We start from the raw sequence: 19,055 nt of genomic DNA on the forward strand, positions 1-19,055 counted from the left end.
GTTCTCCTTTAAGATATGTTATGTGATGACGATAAGGTCATCGTGATCTAAAGTTTGGATGTCGTCTTCAAAAACAATTTTCGTCTGCAGCCGATACGTACAGTTTTCGTCTGTCGGCTTAAGAGATTCCGGAACCAGGTAACGGAACGGGAATTCTTTTTGGTCGCCTGATTCAATGACATCAGACATCAACACCGTCGTGACCGGCTGGATGACTTGCGCCTTGCCGCCTGAGACTTGAACTAAATCACACTCCAGCCGTTTGATTTTTTGAGTGAACCAGCCGCCATATAAATGAAAAGATCCAGAAAGATGACCTCCAGTCTCTATCTTGTTGGCATGTAATACAAGGTCAACCTTTGGTGAACCGACTTTTAAGTAACTGAACATTTTAGCAATCAATGCTCTTTACCCCCTAATGAAATGATTGGAGAACTTTAGGGGTTCTCCCCTAAAATACATATAAAAAACCTTTACCATAAGTCTGGTAAAGGTTGGAATGATGATATTTATCCCTTTACCAAAAATGGCAAAGGTCTCGCAAACAACGTTAAGTTGCCAGTTAAGCCGGTGATGTATGCATCACGTATTGTCGACATAACTGTAAGCTACTCCCCTTTGGAGTGTTATAAGCTCATGTAGAGCACAGTTTTTACTCGATAACTGTAATTTTATATTAGATTATTTTTACAATTTAGTCAATATATTTATTTTGATTATTCATGCGGTAGCCAAATCCTTTTTTTAGACACCATTCTCACTTAATGAAAGGAAATGAAGAAGGAACGCTTTCCTTTTTATTGAAATAGTAAAGAGGAGATTAAATAACAACAGGACATGAAGGAGGATGGTCGATTTGAAACCATTGGAAGGAAAAGTAGCCGTTGTTGCAGGGTCCACCCGTGGAGCAGGTAGAGGCATTGCCGTAAGCTTGGGGGAGGCTGGTGCTACTGTCTATTGCACGGGGCGCAGTACAAGAAAGAACAGATCTCCGATTGATCGTCCCGAAACGATTGAGGACACAGCTGAAATGGTCAATGAACGTGGTGGGGTCGGAATCCCTGTTCGATTGGATCATTCCGTTGAAAGTGAAGTGGAAATGTTCTTTGAACGTGTTCAGGACGAGCAAAGCGGTCAACTGGACATTTTAGTTAATGATATTTGGGGGTCCGAATCCATGATTCAATGGGAAAAGACCTTTTGGGAAGATGATGTACAGAACACCTTTCGAATTTTGGAAAACGCAATACATACACACGTAATCACAAGTCGATATGGTGTGCCATTAATGGTGGAGAAGGGGCAAGGGTTGATAGTAGAAATCACGGACGGCCAAACCTACCAAGTACGTGGTCCTTTATCATACAGTCTGGCGAAAACTGGGGTCATTCATATGGCAGAAGTGATGGCAGAACAATTGAACAGTAGAGAACTATCGGGGATTACCTCGCTAGCGGTAACACCAGGATTTCTCCGTTCTGAAGAGATGTTAGAGATTTTTGGTGTCACAGAAGAAAACTGGAGGGATGGGGCTCAAGTAGATGAAAATTTCATCGCTTCAGAATCACCCTTTTACATTGGAAGAGCCGTCGCTGCCCTTGCAGCTGATCCAGGTGTTCATCGCTACAATGGCAAAGCGCTGTCTTCTTGGGACCTGATGCATGTATATAACTTTACAGATATTAACGGCACCCAACCAGATTGGGGAGAGCATTATAAGAAGTTATTCGGTCCTGATGCAGAAAGGTGAAATCCGGGTTTGAAACGGTGAGAGCTAAATCAACTTGAATTCAGGGGAATAGGGGTGTTTATGAAAAAAGTCATGCTTATCGGTTCAGGTGGTTCAGGCAAATCAACTCTGGCAAGAAACCTAGGAAAAAAGCTGAACATAAACGTGTATCATCTTGATGCTTTATTTTGGAAGCCTGGTTGGGTAGGAGTTCCAAAGGATGAGAAAAGGGAAGTGCAACATGATTTAGTGGAAAAAGAAGGATGGATCATCGATGGCAACTATGGCGGGACCATGGATATAAGGTTACGTGCTGCAGATACCATCATCTTTCTCGATATGCCAAGAACCATTTGTATGTACCGTGCATTCAAAAGAATGGTGAAGTTTCGAAATAGAGCAAGACCAGATATGGCAGAGGGTTGCGAGGAACGATTCGACTTTGAATTTTTCAAATGGATTTGGTCGTATCCTAAAACGAAGAGGCCGGAAATAATAAATCGACTCGAACAATTGTCTGATAATCAGCGTGTCGTCATCCTGAAATCGTCTAAAGAGGTTCAGCAGTTCATTGAGAGTGTCTACAAACAGTGAACGTAGAAACGCCCTCTGCAACATTGCAGAGGGCGTTACGTTTAACATTTAAATGTGGAAGAATTGTTCAACCGCTTCCGGCTTCAAGATATTCCCGACATAGAACGAGCCGAAGTCACCATAGCGGGACGTGACTTCATCGAAACGCATCTCATAGACAAGCTTTTTGAACTGAAGCATGTCATGCGCAAATAGCGTGACGCCCCATTCCCAATCATCGAAACCGATCGATCCTGTAATGATCTGACGGATTTTTCCGGCATACTGACGACCGGTCATACCGTGAGCGTACATCAACTTCGCACGGTCTTCCTTCTCAAGGACATACCAGTTGTCGTTGCCCTGACGACGCTTGTCCATCGGGTAGAAGCAAATATGATTCCACTTCGGTAACGTCGGCTTCAGGCGAGCTTGGATTTCCGGATCGTTTTCATCCGTGTTCCCCATATAGTTGGAAAGCTCCACAACAGATACGTAAGAGTAAGCAGGGGTCGTGAATTCAGCAAGCTTCGTTTTATTGAAAGTCGTTTCGATTTCATTCAATTCTTCCATCGTCGGACGAAGAATCATCATCATGAAGTCAGCTTTTTGACCAACGATTGTATATAAAGCATGGCTTCCTTCTTTGCTCTTCTCTGTATCTTCCCATTTTCCAATCAATTGTTGAAATTCGTTGATGGCTTGCTCGCGGTCTTCGTTACTCGCATATTTCCAGGCTGTCCAATCGATTGAACGGAAATCATGCAAGCAGTACCAACCATCCATCGTAATAACTGCTTCTGGCATGGTGTGATCGCTCCTTTTATTTAAATGGTTAAGTGTAGTAAAAACTCCATTCTCAATATAACACAGTTCGCTGTTCTTCTTCATCGTTCAGCTTTCATTTGAATGCCGAATGGGGGATAGGGTGAATGAGAACGGTGAAATAAGGGTAAAGTGAAATTGGAATCGCTTCCTTTGGGAAATTCGATACGAACCACTTTCAATTAAACACAAAAGGTCTTATCATATATAACAGAAATGAAAAAATGGAGGGTTAAACATGAGTAACCTATTTGATACTTTGAAAGCTAAAATTGACGGAAAAGGCAAGAAAGTCGTGTTTCCTGAAGGTTTAGATGAGCGTATCCTTACAGCAGTCAGTCAACTAGGTGCAGATGGTCTACTCACACCTGTACTAGTCGGAAATAAAGAAAAAGTAGAACAGAAAGCATCAGAATTAAAAGTGGATGTCTCTGGTGCAGAAATTCTGGATCCAGCAAATTACGAAGCTTATGACGAAATGGTGGCAAGCTTTGTGGAACGCCGTAAAGGTAAAGCGACGGAAGAAAAAGCCCGTGAGATGCTACAAGATGAGAACTACTTCGGTACGATGCTTGTTTATATGGGCAAAGCAGACGGATTAGTTAGTGGTGCGGCTCATTCAACGGCAGATACCGTGCGTCCAGCATTGCAAATCATCAAAACAAAACCTGGCATCAAGAAGACGTCTGGTGTGTTCGTGATGGTTCGTGATGAAGAGAAATATGTATTCGCAGACTGTGCGATCAATATCAATCCAGACAGCCAAGACTTAGCGGAAATTGCGCTAGCTAGTGCAGAGACGGCTGAACTGTTCGATATCGATCCGAAAGTCGCGATGTTGAGCTTCTCTACACGAGGCTCTGCTAAGTCTCCAGAAACAGAAAAAGTGACAGAAGCACTTGGACTAGCTAAAGAGCAGAATTCGGACCTCGTCATTGACGGAGAGTTCCAATTCGATGCGGCATTCGTGCCATCTGTTGCAGAGAAAAAAGCGCCCGATTCCCCGCTGAAAGGACAAGCGAACACATTTATCTTCCCAAGCCTTGAAGCGGGTAACATCGGTTACAAAATCGCTCAGCGTTTAGGGAACTTCGATGCAGTAGGTCCTGTCCTTCAAGGGTTGAACCAGCCAGTAAACGACTTGTCTCGTGGCTGTAACTCTGATGATGTCTACAAACTTGCCATCATCACAGCAGCACAATCCGTTCAATAATAGTCAACGAATACCACGGCTGAAACAGTCGTGGTATTTTATTTGTATTCAGGCGGTTTCCTTTGGAAAGTGTAGCGTTTAATGGGCCGGGAAATCACTCGCTGTTGCCACACGATGTGGCGGTTTTAGTTCGAACATCCCCTTAGGTGAGCTTCCTCAGGCTTCGCCTTGCGGGATCTCACCGATCATGTACATCCCACAGGAGTCTCGCAATTTCCCGGCCCATCTTGATTCTGTAAGGAGAACGGAAACCCTGAGCGAGCTGATTCATGTAAAGGTGTGCCCAGGGTGGTTGTCGTGATCGATAGCGTTGTTCTCGAACCTAGGAATGGAGCATTCACTATGCCATGGATACGTCATTCTCAATGTCGGAGGGGTGGTTTTAAAACAGCGAGACTCCCGTGGGAGAAGAGCTCAGGCGAGACACCTCAGGTCGTGTAAACGACGGAGGAGGCTTGCCGGTCCCACCACAGGAAAGCGAGTTGTTTCAAAACCATCCCTATCTATTCTAAGGTGACGATTCCTTAACACTTTGACCAATTGAACAACTGTTACAAAAAAAGCGCTGGACCTCTAGGTGAGGTTTTCCAGCGCTTTTGCATTCCGCTTGATCATTTGTTCAAATCGCTTCTCGAAATTCACGATTTCTTCCCCTTCAAGAGGGTCCGTTACAATATGGCCTGATAAATCATAGAGCTTCCGTAAGATTCGATCGCGCACATCGGAAACCGTCATCGATGTTCCGAGCAGTTCATTGAGAGAAGCCATCACGCTTGGATGGATATCCGGATACGTGAACCTCGTCTCTTCACCTTTTTTTCCTATTTCATAGAAGGTCTTCAATAACGCCGCTCGTTCAGAACCGCTCCCTGTAACGTCTAAATAAATCTGAACCGCTGATCCATTTTTCACACGTCGTTGAGAGATACCAGCGAACTTTTTGCCATCGATACTTAAATCATATGTACCTGGACAATAGGAGCGCGTGATTTCATAAGCTTCGATATCCGTGGTTACATCTTCAAAAAGCAATTCAATAAAGGAAACCATGGCATCGTAGCCTTCGTGTATGTTCACGCCTTCTGGGTTAGGGAAAATAAGAGAGAGATTAAGTACCCCTTCATCCAGCACAACCGCGAGACCTCCTGAGTTCCTTACAATGACCTTATACCCTTGGGATTTCAAATATCCGACTCCTTCCTGAATATAAGGCAGCCGGGCATCTGGAATGCCAAGTACAATGGTGTCATGGTGAACCCATAATCGGGCGGTCGTCGGACTAGAGCCTTCACCAACCGAAATCGCAAGCGAGTCGTCTGTCGCGAACGACTGGAGGGCATTAAAGGTTGGTCCAAGATTGCTTTGGTCTATGAAGCGATAAGACGTCGTGGTTAATAATCTATGTGTTTCTTGCATGTTGTTCGCTCCTTCGCATCTTCAATGATGATATGGTATCAGTATATCAAAGAATCGTCCATGAATTGCGGAGATGCACACATGTCGAAAAAAGTATGATATAGTAAAAAAAGGAAAAATGAGGTGTTTAACTATGAATTGGATCAGATTCATGAAAAAAGAAGTTCTGTACCCTATTTATTTAATGATCGGTATTTTTCTCATCAGTATATCTCCGCTATTCATGACCTCCGTCGGATTACATTGGCCCGGCCTTGAGAACATCACTACTGTTTTTACGGGGTTACTCCAACCAGATTCACTCACTTATGTAAATCCTAAATCGGGCGTAGAACGCGAGTTGTTCCCGATCATCTTCAAAGCATTCGGCAGTTCTTTTTTTGTTTTGAGTATTGCGCTCGTATTGGCATTTCTAGCCGCGCTCGTACTCAGTATTGTGTTACGTATGCTGACGGATCGTTTGTATAAAGGGGTAATATCGATCGCTTCCCTTTTTCAAAGTGTGCCGGACGTTGTGTATGTACTTGGCTCACAAATCATCCTCGTATGGATCTATGTAGAGCTTGATCTTAAGTTTGCTAAATTTACTGGCGCAGGGGAGCAGGAAGCGATTCTCGTCCCGGGCATTGTGCTGTCGATTTTACCTGGTATCTTTTTTTTAAAATCCATGCTGTCGATGCTTGAAGAAGAAGGGTACAGACCCTATGTGGAGTTGGCCAAAGGAAAAGGGCTGCATCCTCTATGGATCACCATTGTACATATGCTCCGTAATTTGTTTGTAAGGCTTGCCTTCCAGCTGAAGTTCATCATCAGTTTGATGCTCAGCAACCTTTTGATTGTTGAATACTTGTTCAATAATTTCGGGATGACGACGTTTTTACTGTCTTACTCACAACCGGCTGTGTTCTTTGTGACAGCCATCATGTTCTTCATTCCTGTGTACATCTTTTTAAAGGGTGTAGAAGTGGCCTTGTATTATGCGACGAAACAGGAGGTGTCGTTGTAAATGAAATTTCTCTTCAAACAACCTACTTTTCTATTAGGCGTTTTATTTATCGGCATAATGCTTTTAAGCAGTTTCATTCATGCCTTGTTTTTTGACAGTGTCATACCGAAGACACCGTATGTCTATAGTAGTGAAAACGTGCTGGACAGAGCGGCTCCCTTCGCTCCACTGGATCACACGATTCTAGGAACGGATATGGCTGGAAACCACTTGTTGTTCTATATCATCCAAGGAGCTAAGTACACCATCCTTGGAACCTTTGTCATTGCGTTTATGAGTTTTGCTTTAGCTTTGATTATCGGAACACCGATGGGTTTCTATCAACAAAAACCATGGTTTAAAGGCGTCGAACAAACCATTTCGGTTCTTTATTTCATTCCGGCATCGTTGATTGCGTATAACTTCTTAGAACCTTTGTTGATTGAGCCATTCGAAGGCTTTCCGACAACGCTAGCCTACCGGATCTTTGTGGAGGTTCTCGTAATCGGTCTACTGCTAGTTCCACCTGCAGCCATTTTAATTGCGAATGAAGTAAGTGAACTTTTGAAAAGAGAGTATATCCAATCGAGTCGCGTACTAGGCGGACGAAAGTGGCACTTGTTCAGGAGACATTTGCTGCCTCATCTAAGAGGGAGGTTCATTCAACTCATCTCGATTCAATCGATTCAAGCCTTGTTGATTCTGACACACTTAGGTGTGTTTGAAATGTTCTTCGGTGGGACGGATAGAAGCTTTGGACTAGGGGCTGAACCGCCGACCCCGTTCACCTATGACTGGGCTTCGATTGTCGGCATGTATTACGACACCATCATGACCAACCTGCCCTGGCTGCTCATAGCCCCTATGACCTTTCTAGTCTTGTTCGTCATGTCCATCATCGGGATCTCATACGGCATCCAAAAGCACCTTCAGTCGACAGATCGAACACAAACCATCCCATTTCAGCCTCAGAGTAAAGAAAGCTTTAGCAAGGAAAAGTCATTCGAATTCATCGAAAAACGCGCCGAATAAATAGTAAAGCACTTTTAGTTTTGTACTCAGAGAAGCTTCGATTTGAAAGGCTTTCAGATTCCTTTTTCCTTAATAAGATGGAAGAGGTTCGGGAATAAAAAAATGGACTACTCAATTTCGACAGATTTTGATAAAATGATGAACCTGTGACGCCTTTTCCAACAAGGGTGACAACATGACTTTAAGTTTACTCAAAAATCAAGATGTTTTTTTGTCGGAATAAAAGGTATATAATAGAAAAAATGTCGTTTAGAAAGGACCAACAGATGGCTTATCGTGATGAGAAGTTAAGTGAAGAAAAGGTATTTAAAGACCCTGTTCACCGGTACATCCACGTTCGTGATCGTGTGATCTGGGACCTGGTGGGAACAGCTGAATTTCAAAGACTCAGGCGCGTCAAACAGTTAGGGACGTCATATTTAACGTTCCATGGCGCAGAGCACAGCCGTTTCAATCACTCTCTCGGTGTTTATGAGATTGTGAGACGGATCATTGAGAACTTTAAAGATCGACCGAATTGGGACGGTGATGAGCGTCTGCTTTGCTTGAGCGCTGCGCTCTTACACGATCTTGGTCATGGTCCTTTTTCACACTCGTTCGAAAAAGTGTTCAAGCTCGATCACGAAGAATTCACCCAAGCGATTTTATTAGGTGATACAGAAGTGAACGAGGTTTTGCGCCGTGTTGATGAAGGCTTTCCTAAAAAAGTCGCGGATGTCATCAACAAGACGTATCAAAATAAACTGGTCGTCAGCTTGATTTCGAGTCAGATTGATGCAGACCGTATGGATTATCTTCAGCGTGATGCGTATTTCACGGGCGTCAGTTACGGTCATTTTGACATGGAGCGGATACTGCGTGTCATGCGGCCGATGGAAGATCAGGTTGTGATTAAAGAGAGTGGTATGCACGCGGTCGAAGACTACATCATGAGCCGTTATCAAATGTATTGGCAGGTGTACTTCCACCCTGTCACGAGAAGTGCAGAAGTGATTTTGACGAAGATCCTTCACCGTGCCAAAGAGCTGTATGAATCGAATTATGAATTCAAGCTGAAGCCGACTCACTTCCTGTCGTTCTTCACAGGCGCACCGACACTTTCGGAGTACTTGGCTTTAGACGAAATGGTGACCATGTATTATTTCCAAACATGGATGGAAGAAGAAGATCCGGTATTGAGTGATTTATGTAACCGGTTTGTGAATCGTCGTTTATTCAAATACATCGAGTTCAATCCGAATTCTCAAATGAAGGAATGGATGGAACTTTATAAGTTGTTCAATAAAGCAGGGTTGAATCCTGATTATTATTTAGTCGTCGATTCTAGTTCGGATCTCCCTTATGATTTCTACCGACCAGGTGAAGAAGAGGAGCGGCTGCCGATTCACTTGCTGCAACCGAACCAGGAGTTGAGGGAGCTGTCCCGGCTTTCGGATATCGTCGAGTCGATTTCTGGTAAAAAGCGGACGGATCACAAGTTGTACATTCCTCTTGATCGTCTTCAAGAGATGTCTAGTCGTAGTAAAACGAAGAAACGGATTATGGAAATTTTGTATGGATAGGAGTGAGCTTCCATGTTAGAGAATCATGCAAAGCTGATGCAGTTTTTCTCAAGCACGGACGAGATTGTCGGTCGTAAGAAGCTACAGAAAATGATTTACATACTGAAGAAGTGTGAAATCCCATTTGAAGAGCGCTACCAATTCCACTTTTACGGCCCATACTCAGAAGAGTTGACGTTACGAGTTGAAGAGATGTGCAACCTTGGATTCATCAGTGAAACGAAAGAAGAGAAGAAGAGCTATTATCAGTACCGCTACAAGCTGACGGATAATGGCCAAGAGTTTCTCGAACACTATGAAAACAACATGCCTCCACTGAATGAGCACATTAAAGTGATGAACGAGAAGAGTTCCCGCTTCCTAGAGCTTGTCTCGACGATGCTTTTCTTTGAAGAATTGCCAAGAGAAGAAGTGAAAGAAAAAGTGCACACGGTGAAGAGTACACAAAATTATAGCGATGAAGATATCGAAAATGGATGGGAATTTATTGAAAAAATCCGTAACATTCATTAAGATAGGAGAAGGATATACTGGTAAAAACAGTATATCTTTTTTTGTCGAGTGATGTCTGATAATTTTGAAAAAAGAGTAGGGGTTAAAACTATGAAAATTATCAAGTTTCTATTGTACTATGTGCTGGGGCTACTCGGAATTACCGTGATTAGTGCAATGCCTGGACTGTTTACAGGAGGATCGTTTTTCAACGTCTCCGCTTTCCTTTCATCCTGGCAAGGGGTAATGGCTGCTCTTGTGCAGCCATCGGAGTGGGTGTACTTGTTCAAAGGGGATCCGCAGCCTTTGATCCCGTATCTATGGGAGCCTTATACGTATTCCATGACCATATTCTTTGCTGGAATTTTGCTTGGCTTCGGTCTTGCCTTTTTATTTGCTTTCGGAACGATGTTTTTACCTAAATGGGCTAAGCAGCTCTTGGGGCAAGTTCTGAATACCCTTGAATCCGTACCAGACCTGCTGCTCGCGTTTTCGATGCAGTTATTGGTGGTTTGGTTATACAAACAGTCGAATGTGATTTTTTTGGATTTTGCTACGGTAGGACAGGATAAGATCTACATATTGCCGATTATTACGATTGCGGTATTGCCGCTGGCCATGATGTATAAAATCATGTTGATGCTGATGGATGAAGAGATGACGAAGTCGTATGTTCAGATGGCGAAAAGCAAAGGGATGGAAAAGAGTGTCATCCTTAATGTCCATGTGGTTCGCAATCTCGTGAAAAGTGTCTTTTATAACTCCAAGTTGATGATTTGGAGTACCCTTTCAAGTCTATTGATTGTGGAGTATATCTTTAATATGAACGGCATTACGTGGGCGTTTCTGATGGATCCACGTCCGCTTGTGACGTCCTTCGTTCTATTTATGTTATTCACACCGTTCTTCCTGATCTATCAGGGGACAGAGACTTTCTTATTCTCTGACCCGAAAGCATCGGATCAGCTGAATACGAAAATGAATCAATTCATGGGGAGCGGGATGAGCTCACGGAAGAGGAATGGGTTGAAGTACGCGGTAGTAGAAATTCTTGCCCATTTCAAAAACCTGAAGTTCCTCATCGGTTTCTTAGTGATTACGTCGATGCTGGTCATCAGTTTCGTCTACACGGCGACAGCCGATCCGTTGATCGAGAAGTTTACGTTAGTGTATGAAGACGACAAGTTGGTCAGCGCTCCTCCACACTCTCCGGAGTTTGTGTTCCTTGGGTCCGACCCGGTGGGCTTCAGTATCTTGGATCAGCTGCTGGTCGGCGCCAAATATACGATTTTGTTCGCGCTCGCCGTTGCTTTCTTACGGATGTTTGTCGGTTTTATACTCGCCATCCCATTCGCGTTTTTCTTCCCCCCGAAACTACAACGATTTGTAGAAAAAGGGGTGGACGGCATGTACTTCCTGCCGCTTACGATTGTCGCCTATATTTTACTGCAGCCGGTTTTAAAAATGCCGATGAGCGGATTTGAAACGACCGTAACGGAACGGATTTTGTATCAGGGGATCATCCTTGTTCTGCTCGTCTTGCCGCTTGTCATGACACTCTTCGGGAATGAAATGAAGTTGTTGATGCAAGAAGAGTATGTCGTGAGCAGTAAGGTGCTTGGAGGAAGTTCGGTTCACCTGCTGTGGAAGCATCTACTTCCTCACTTAAGTACGCGCATGGGCATTGTATTCGGTCAACAATTCATACAAACGCTATTGATCTTGATTCACTTAGGGGTTTTCAAGCTGTTCTTTGGTGGGACGATTATTAAACCTTTGGATCCACCAAGATCTGTAACCAATGAATGGTCTGGCATTATCGGTTCTTCTAAGGATGCTCTCATGACAGGGAACTGGTGGTACATCATCCCGGCTCTTCTTTGTTTCATGGTGCTCATCCTATCGATGCAGCTGATCATCTCTGGTATAAAAGAGGTCCAGCAAATCAGAGTAGGTGTTCCAGTCGAGCGCTCAACTTGGTGGCGCAAGCTGTTACCGAACCGCACTACCCAAAGATACAAGCCTGATGTGGCACCAGAACCGAACGATTTCGTCTTTACTCAAGGATACCCTGAAGAGAGAAGGAAGCAAGGTTGACTTTTGAATGAAAAAGGACGCAAAAAGCCCGGGATTGACCATTCAACCCCGGGCTTTATGTTGCCTATGTATGTTTTTATATGTAAGGCAATAAACGTACTCCCTTTATAACAGAAAAGATCTGCCTTTATCCATATTCGCCACCCCCAAACAAATTCCTTCTTTCTTTCGACAACTTTTTCAAAGGAGCTTGTTTCCGTTGCAACGTTCCGAGTTTGAAGGTCCGTGAAATCACTCGCTTGGAGTGGCCCAACAGGACGTTGGGTCGTTCGACGTTGCCACATGATGTGGCGGTCTTAGTTCGAACATCCTCTTTCGGTGAGCTTCCTCAGGCTGCGCCTTGCGGGATCTCACCGATCATGTACATCCCACAGGAGTCTCGCAATTTCCCGGACCTTCTTGCGGTTATTAGGAGAACGGAAACATCTAATGGGCTGGTTAGTTTCACAAGATAAAGAAGAATGTGCGGAGATCCAATCTGCTAGGACATAGTTCTGTAAGCAAGGTTTATCAATTGTGTTGAATGTTCAGGTTCGTTCCTCTCCATTTCGTAAGGGGTGGTTTGGAAACAGCGAGACTCCCGCGGGAGAAGGACTCAGGTGAGACCCCACAGGTCGTGTAAACGACCGAGGAGGCTTGCCGGTTCCCCCGCAGGAAAGCGAGTTGTTTCCAAACCACCCCTTCGCCTCTTTCGGTGACGAACCCTTTCTAACTACAATACGTCTGGGAAAAGGCGTTCTCCTAAAAAGTGACTTTGTTATATGTTAGAATAGGACAAAACCATGAGTCCACAAGGAGGATTCCGTTCAGATGAAAGAGTTCGATCAATTCAACAACAACGAAGGCAAAGATAAAAAGAAAAACCAATTCACCATCCTGAAAGATGATTCAACCGATGGTCATGGAGGATATGGTGTCGGGTCCATCAGTCTCGAGAATATGACCCCCGTCATCGTCGATCCGAACGAAGGCGAGGCTTTTATCGATATGGGAGCCCTTCATGCTCGTAGTAAAGTCGAAAAGCGCATCAAGTTCCTACCGAATAGAGAAGAGGTTCCGAACGGGCTTCTTTACTGGATCGCCTGGATCACGGTCGATCATCGTGAAGGGAGCGGCGCTGGGTATTATGGTGTCGCTGCAAGTGAAATCCGCGTCGATCGTTCGATCAAACGAGGCTATAAGCTGATGCCTGAACACGTGAACCACATGGACAAATCCCTGAAAGGTCGCCATGCCGTCGATCATATGGATGATGAATCGAAGCGTATATTAGGGGAGTACTTGCGTGATTTCAAACCGGAACTTTGGAAAAATACGAACCAAGAATTAAAAGATTCTCTAGGTGTAGAATAAAAAATGATGAAAGGACTCGTAGGCAGGAACACGCGCTTACGGGTCTTTTTTGATGTATAGTGTCGATAAGATTCCAAAAAATCCCCGTTTACTAAACCTTCTTTTATGGTAAGATAAGAACAAATGTTCGTATCATAAGGAGGAGCAACAAAATGAATCAGCACAATCGTGACCGTGGATCGATCAAGTGGACATCGCTTATGCTGCCAGAGCATGTCGAAATGATTCGCAACTTATGGAAAGAGGATGAGCGAGTAGAGAAAGGGATTCTGGATGAACAAAAAGCCGTGGAAATTGACTTTTTATTACAGCGGGCGTTGAACGATGATTTGACGATCCGCGTAAAAGTGCACAATGGCTTTGACTACGAAGAGTTGTTGATGAAGATGGAGCGAATGAACAAAATGGAACGGAAAGTGTACGGCGTTGACTGGAAGACGAAGGACCCCATCAAAATCGCCCTCGACGACATCGCAGACTTATCCATTTTATAAAGTGTAACTTCAAACAACCGGCTTTTTCTACATTCCAACAGATGGTGACTCGGCCCAATAAGACCTGAATATCGAATGTAGAGGATGCCTCAATAGGGAGGCTGCACAAAATGTGACAGCCGTGTTCACAAAATGTTCATGAAAAATTGTCCAAATCAAGTGAGCGAATCTTGACGGAAACTGACGAGGGTAATATATTTAGTAACACATGGGTTATACATGTGTTACTAGGACAGAGAAAACGACCGGCGCTCACCGGTCGTTTTCTCTGTCCTTTTTTATGAATGCCGTTTCGTCGCCTGTGTATTGTGGATGATGGTCGGGGGAATGGATCGCTTTCCGTGGGCAGGCGCTGAGCCTCCTCAAGCTACGCTTTGCGGGGTCTCACCTGTCCAGCTGATCCCACAGGAGTCTCACCATTCCCCCGACCACCTAACGTATGAAAGTGGGACGAAACTAACTATATATACAAGGATAGTAGCTTGCCAGCGCCTTCGTTTGATTGAGGTCTTTCTAGGAACCTCATCGAAAAAATCGAACGACAGATAGTCTAACGATTCCTAGCCTTATATTGGATGGAAAATGCTACTATATAAAACTTGTTGTGAATATAAAAACCCCAGGTTAAGGATACGTACGTTTCCGTTCCTCTCAATATGGAAAAGGTGAGCCGGGAAACTGCGAGACTCCCGTGGGAAGAAGAGACTAGGTGAGACCCCGGAAGGCGGCTTTGCCGACTGAGGAGGCTCACCATCTCCCCACAGGAAAGCGAGTAGCTTCCCGGCTCACCTCACTCTGATCAAAGCGAAAAGGAAACATTACCCATTAAAATATCCAGTCCACGACATCTTTGAACCACGGATCATCCTTGAACTCATCATCAAGATCATCCAAGTCGCGATCCTCATCGCTTCCACACACCTCTTCCGGTATGTTGTCCTTATCCATATACATCAACCGCTCCTGAGGACAGTTCGGGCCAGTTTTATATCCAGTTTCAGGGTCGATGTAAACCCCTCTGACGCCTGGTGTCGGGATGAAAGCAGCCGTCGGTAAAGGTTCGTGGATCGTCTCCATCGTCTCTGCCCAAATCGTTTTCGCATACCGCTTCTCATTGAAATCCTGCAGAGGGATCGTCCCGTCATCATGACCGATCCATACAGCGGAAACGAACTGTGGGCTGAAACCGATCATCCAGCTATCGTTGGGGGTCGTTCCGGATTTACCTCCATACATACGCGTCAACTTCCCTTGAATCGAAGAACCGGTGACAGCAGCGTAATCCGCATTCAAAGCGGAGTCGAACATGCCTGTCATCATATGCGTCACGGTAAAAGCATGATCAGCATCGATTGGATCATCTTCATTGTATGCAGGCTCATATTCGTAAAGAACATTGTCGTGTCGGTCAGTAATTTTCTCAATCGTATGGCCTTGTAGGGATTCCGATCCTTTGATCATTTTCCCGTACCCTTCAATCATGTCGTACACCGAAATGTTGACGGCACCGAGTGCAAGTGATGGAATCGGGCGAGCGGAACTCGTAATCCCGAACGTCTTAAGCGTCTTTACAAGCTTGTCCCGGCCAATATCCATGTGAGTGGAGACAGCGTACATGTTGTCAGAAACCGCAAGGGCCTGAGCCATCGTAATTGGTCGTTCTGCATACTTATTGTTGTAGTTTTTGGGATTGTACACCTCTTCATTTTCACTATACACAAAATCTGTAGGTGTACTTTCAATCATCGTAACGGGAGAATATCCTTCCTCGAGTGCTGCATAGTAAAGGAATGGTTTGATTGTCGATCCTACGTGTCTTTTCGCCTGCGTTACGCGGTTGTACGAGCTTTCGGCATAATCACGCCCGCCGACGAGCGCAGTGATCGCTCCTGTTTCACTGTTCATGATGGCTGCGGCCACTTGCGCATCTTCTTCAGCAGGCATCGTGGAATCGATTTTATCTTCTAACACGGTTTGCTGATCTTCCAGAAGCGTCGTGTAAATATGATATCCGCCGGTTTGAACAGCCTCACGATCGACGCCTAAGATGGATGCTGCTTCGGCTAACACCTGATCTTGGAAATAAGGAGCGACTTCTTTATCGGGTTTCTCTGATGGACCAGAATACGTCAGGCTTGCCGTGACGGCTTCGCTTTTTTCGGTGTCGGAAATGAATCCGTTCTTCTCCATTTCAGCCAAAATCAGCTGCTGCCTTGATTCTGCTTGTTGTTCGTTCGCCAGAGGTGAGTAGTAGCTAGGCCCTTTCGGCACACCCGCAAGCATCGATGATTCGGTCAGCGTCAATTCCTCTGCCGGTTTATTGAAAAAATAACGGCTTGCCGCTTCGATCCCGTAGGCACCGTGGCCATAATAAATTGTGTTCAAGTAGCCTTCTAGAATTTCATCTTTATCATAAAAAATTTCGAGCCTGAGGGCATACAAGGCCTCTTGTATTTTCCTCTTCCACGTTTTGTCATGAGATAAGTAGAGGTTGCGGGCGTATTGTTGCGTGATGGTGCTCGCGCCTTCTACCATTTCCATGTGTTTCAAATCGGTCAAAGCAGCGGAGGCGATTCGTTTAAGGTCGAAACCGAAGTGGTCGTAAAACCGCCGGTCCTCGATTGCGATCGTCGCTTGTTTAATGGATTCAGGCATATCATCAATGTCGATCCAGTAACGTTCTTCCGCTCCATGATCCTCTCCGATAATTGACTCGTTCTGACTATAATAGACCGTATTTTGTTCCGTCATGAGCGATGGAGGTCCTTGTGTAATGGCATAACCCAATACACCAATAATGCCTATGATACCGAGGACAGTACCGACAAAGGCGAGCTTCATCCCCCTTTTGAACCAACGGAAAGACAATCGAATGGAAAATAGCATTCTTTTATACTCCTAACTGTTAAGAATGTATAAAGACTGCTATTATTATGTGAGAATATGGTATAAAATAAACCTTCAAATAGAAAAGCGCAGGTATAATAGCCGGCTTACGATAGAAAGAGGCGAATCATAATGGCTACATGGTTTACAGAAAAGCAGACGGAAAACTTCGGGATTACGGCGAAAGTGAACCGTTCTCTGCATAAAGAACAAACCGACTTTCAGGAGTTGGAAATGTTAGAAACAGAAGAGTGGGGAAATATGCTCGTCCTTGATGACATGGTGATGACGACAGAGAGAGATGAATTCGTTTATCACGAAATGGTCGCTCACATTCCTCTGTTCACCCACCCGAATCCGAAGCACGTGCTCGTTGTAGGTGGCGGTGATGGTGGTGTCATCCGTGAAGTGTTGAAGCATGAGAGCGTGGAAAAAGCGACACTCGTCGAAATCGATGGCAAAGTGATTGAGTACTCGAAGCAATATTTACCGACAATCGCAGGTGCTCTTGATGATGAGCGCGTCGAGGTCAAGGTAGATGATGGCTTCATGCACATCGCGAAAAGCGAGAGCGTGTATGACGTGATTATGGTCGATTCTACCGAGCCTGTAGGGCCAGCGGTGAATCTATTCTCGAAAGGCTTCTACGAAGGAATCGCAAAAGCCTTAAAAGAAGACGGCATCTTTGTCGCCCAAACGGACAACCCGTGGTTCAAAGCGGACTTGATCAAGCAGGTGTATGGTGATGTGAAAGAGACATTCCCGATTACGAAGGTGTACACAGCGAACATTCCGACGTACCCAAGCGGTTTGTGGACGTTCACCATGGGAAGTAAAATCTACGATCCTTTGCAAGTGGCAGACGAACGATTCACGAATATCGAGACGAAGTACTATACGAAAGAGCTTCACAATGCGAGCTTCGCTTTACCGAAATTCGTTAAAGATTTGACTAGGAGTGAGTGAGATGTTGTTTGATGAAAGCTACTCTGGAAAAGTATTCATCATGAGTCGTGCAACAGAACAGGAAGCAGAGGCCGTCATTTACGGGATGCCGATGGACTGGACAGTCAGCTTCCGCCCTGGTTCACGCTTTGGCCCGAGCCGTATCCGGGAAGCGTCGATCGGCTTAGAAGAGTACAGCCCTTACTTGGATCGACACTTGGAGGAGATCGATTACCACGATGCCGGTGATATGATGCTGCCATTCGGGAATGCACAGCGAAGCATCGATCTCATTGAAGGATATGTCGATCAATTATTAGAAAAAAACAAGTTTCCGCTTGGTCTAGGTGGGGAACACCTCGTAACGTGGCCTGTGCTCAAAGCGATGTATCGCAAATATCCGGATATGGCCGTCATACACATCGATGCCCACGCGGATCTTCGTGAAGAGTACGAAGGCGAGCCGTTATCTCACTCCACCCCAATCCGGAAAGCGTGCGAGTTGATCGGTCCAGAGAATGTGTATTCATTCGGCATTCGCTCTGGCATGCGCGAGGAGTTTGAGTATGCTAAAGAAAGCGGCATGCATATGTCCAAGTTCGAAGTGCTGACGCCGCTTAAAGAAGTTCTTCCCGAGCTAGCGGGACGCCCGGTGTATGTGACAATTGACATCGATGTTCTCGATCCAGCTTTTGCCCCTGGAACGGGAACGGCGGAAGCGGGCGGCATTACGTCCAAGGAACTCTTAGGTTCGATCCACGCGATTGCGGGCAGTGAGGTCGACGTGGTCGGTGCAGACTTAGTCGAAGTTGCGCCGGCTTACGATTCGACAGAGAAAACGCCGATTGCAGCGAGCAAGTTTGTGCGCGAAATGCTTTTAGGATTCTTAAAGTAAATGATATGATAGAGACACGAAACCACTATGACTTCATGGTGGTTTTTCTATTGGTTCGGAAGGAGTCTAGTGATGGACAAAAAGACAATTGGAATTATTGCAATTTATACCGTGATCATGGCGAGTCTTTTATTCGTGACGTTCGGGTTGAACTGGAACCCGTCTGGCTATGATTATACGATAGATGGAACGACCCTCACGATTGAAAAAGGGGCAGAAGCGGACACGGTGAATATCGAAAACAATCAAGCCGATGCTGTCCTCTTTTATTATGAATTATCAAAAGAACGTCAACAATGGACAGTAGATGTTACCGTAATCGGCTTGCTGCTGCCATTCATCCTGCTATTATTCGTACCCGAACGGCAACCGTTCAAAAAAGCCCTGCCCCACAATTGGTACAGGCTGATCATCATCAGTATCGCCCTGTTATACACAGCCTACAGCGTTACACAACACATCGAATATATAGGCCAGATCCAAGAATACGTCGATCAGCTGCTATAGGTTTAGAAAGGAAATGTTATCACGACTTGTAGTAGGAAAAACTGCTTCAGT

17 protein-coding genes are annotated in these 19,055 nt (G+C 45.0%); 13 read left to right on the top strand and 4 right to left on the bottom strand.

Going from position 1 to position 19,055, the window contains the following annotated elements:
- Positions 1-18: 18 nt before the first annotated feature.
- Positions 19-402 (bottom strand): sporulation protein, encoded by a 384-nt coding sequence (locus tag H0266_RS09950; protein ID WP_246363859.1) that lies wholly within the window; start codon positions 400-402, stop codon positions 19-21.
- A gap of 454 nt (positions 403-856) precedes the next feature.
- Between H0266_RS09950 and H0266_RS09955 the strand changes: the two genes are divergently transcribed.
- On the top strand, positions 857-1,750 hold the full coding sequence (locus H0266_RS09955; RefSeq protein WP_181472246.1) for an SDR family oxidoreductase: 894 nt from the start codon (positions 857-859) through the stop codon (positions 1,748-1,750).
- Positions 1,751-1,810: 60 nt separating this feature from the next.
- Positions 1,811-2,323, top strand: a complete 513-nt coding sequence (locus tag H0266_RS09960; RefSeq protein WP_181472829.1) for a DNA topology modulation protein — start codon at positions 1,811-1,813, stop codon at positions 2,321-2,323.
- 48 nt (positions 2,324-2,371) lie between these two features.
- Here the strand turns inward: H0266_RS09960 and hemQ are convergent, their stop codons facing one another.
- Positions 2,372-3,109: a hydrogen peroxide-dependent heme synthase gene (gene hemQ, locus H0266_RS09965; RefSeq protein ID WP_181472247.1), complete on the bottom strand. Its 738-nt coding sequence runs from the start codon at positions 3,107-3,109 to the stop codon at positions 2,372-2,374.
- 256 nt (positions 3,110-3,365) lie between these two features.
- Here hemQ and pta point away from each other — a divergent pair, with 256 nt between their 5' ends.
- Complete coding sequence (pta, locus tag H0266_RS09970; RefSeq protein WP_181472248.1) at positions 3,366-4,340, top strand: phosphate acetyltransferase; 975 nt, start codon at positions 3,366-3,368, stop codon at positions 4,338-4,340.
- A gap of 573 nt (positions 4,341-4,913) precedes the next feature.
- Here the strand turns inward: pta and lipL are convergent.
- Positions 4,914-5,756 carry an octanoyl-[GcvH]:protein N-octanoyltransferase gene (lipL, locus tag H0266_RS09975; RefSeq protein WP_181472249.1) on the bottom strand — a complete coding sequence of 281 codons (843 nt, stop codon included), beginning with the start codon at positions 5,754-5,756 and terminating at the stop codon, positions 4,914-4,916.
- A gap of 133 nt (positions 5,757-5,889) precedes the next feature.
- On the opposite strand from lipL, the gene H0266_RS09980 reads away from it, so the two are divergent.
- From H0266_RS09980 to H0266_RS10010, 7 genes are all read left to right on the top strand, one after another.
- The gene (locus H0266_RS09980; RefSeq protein WP_181472250.1) at positions 5,890-6,762 is read left to right on the top strand and encodes an ABC transporter permease subunit; all 873 of its coding nucleotides are present in this window, start codon (positions 5,890-5,892) and stop codon (positions 6,760-6,762) included.
- Positions 6,763-7,773 (top strand): ABC transporter permease, encoded by a 1,011-nt coding sequence (locus tag H0266_RS09985; protein ID WP_181472251.1) that lies wholly within the window; start codon positions 6,763-6,765, stop codon positions 7,771-7,773.
- 266 nt (positions 7,774-8,039) lie between these two features.
- Positions 8,040-9,335 (top strand): HD domain-containing protein, encoded by a 1,296-nt coding sequence (locus H0266_RS09990; RefSeq protein ID WP_181472252.1) that lies wholly within the window; start codon positions 8,040-8,042, stop codon positions 9,333-9,335.
- Between the two features lie 12 nt (positions 9,336-9,347).
- On the top strand, positions 9,348-9,848 hold the full coding sequence (locus H0266_RS09995; RefSeq protein ID WP_181472253.1) for a YwgA family protein: 501 nt from the start codon (positions 9,348-9,350) through the stop codon (positions 9,846-9,848).
- Positions 9,849-9,938: 90 nt separating this feature from the next.
- Entirely contained in the window at positions 9,939-11,924 is a 1,986-nt protein-coding gene (locus H0266_RS10000; protein WP_181472254.1) for an ABC transporter permease subunit, read from the top strand.
- An 810-nt stretch (positions 11,925-12,734) separates the two neighbouring features.
- Complete coding sequence (locus H0266_RS10005; RefSeq protein ID WP_181472255.1) at positions 12,735-13,277, top strand: YwhD family protein; 543 nt, start codon at positions 12,735-12,737, stop codon at positions 13,275-13,277.
- 152 nt (positions 13,278-13,429) lie between these two features.
- The gene (locus H0266_RS10010; protein WP_181472256.1) at positions 13,430-13,771 is read left to right on the top strand and encodes a YolD-like family protein; all 342 of its coding nucleotides are present in this window, start codon (positions 13,430-13,432) and stop codon (positions 13,769-13,771) included.
- An 825-nt stretch (positions 13,772-14,596) separates the two neighbouring features.
- On the opposite strand, the gene H0266_RS10015 is transcribed toward H0266_RS10010, so the two are convergent.
- Positions 14,597-16,657 (bottom strand): transglycosylase domain-containing protein, encoded by a 2,061-nt coding sequence (locus H0266_RS10015; RefSeq protein WP_181472257.1) that lies wholly within the window; start codon positions 16,655-16,657, stop codon positions 14,597-14,599.
- Between the two features lie 132 nt (positions 16,658-16,789).
- Between H0266_RS10015 and speE the strand changes: the two genes are divergently transcribed.
- The 3 genes from speE (at position 16,790) to H0266_RS10030 (ending at position 19,004) form a co-directional block, all read left to right on the top strand.
- Positions 16,790-17,623 (top strand): spermidine synthase, encoded by an 834-nt coding sequence (speE, locus tag H0266_RS10020; protein WP_181472258.1) that lies wholly within the window; start codon positions 16,790-16,792, stop codon positions 17,621-17,623.
- Between the two features lies 1 nt (position 17,624).
- The gene (gene speB / locus H0266_RS10025; protein ID WP_181472259.1) at positions 17,625-18,497 is read left to right on the top strand and encodes an agmatinase; all 873 of its coding nucleotides are present in this window, start codon (positions 17,625-17,627) and stop codon (positions 18,495-18,497) included.
- A 72-nt stretch (positions 18,498-18,569) separates the two neighbouring features.
- Complete coding sequence (locus H0266_RS10030) at positions 18,570-19,004, top strand: hypothetical protein (RefSeq protein ID WP_181472260.1); 435 nt, start codon at positions 18,570-18,572, stop codon at positions 19,002-19,004.
- Positions 19,005-19,055: the final 51 nt, after the last annotated feature.

Source organism: Halobacillus locisalis (assembly GCF_013694105.1).
In the GTDB taxonomy this organism is placed as follows: domain Bacteria; phylum Bacillota; class Bacilli; order Bacillales; family Halobacillaceae; genus Halobacillus; species Halobacillus locisalis.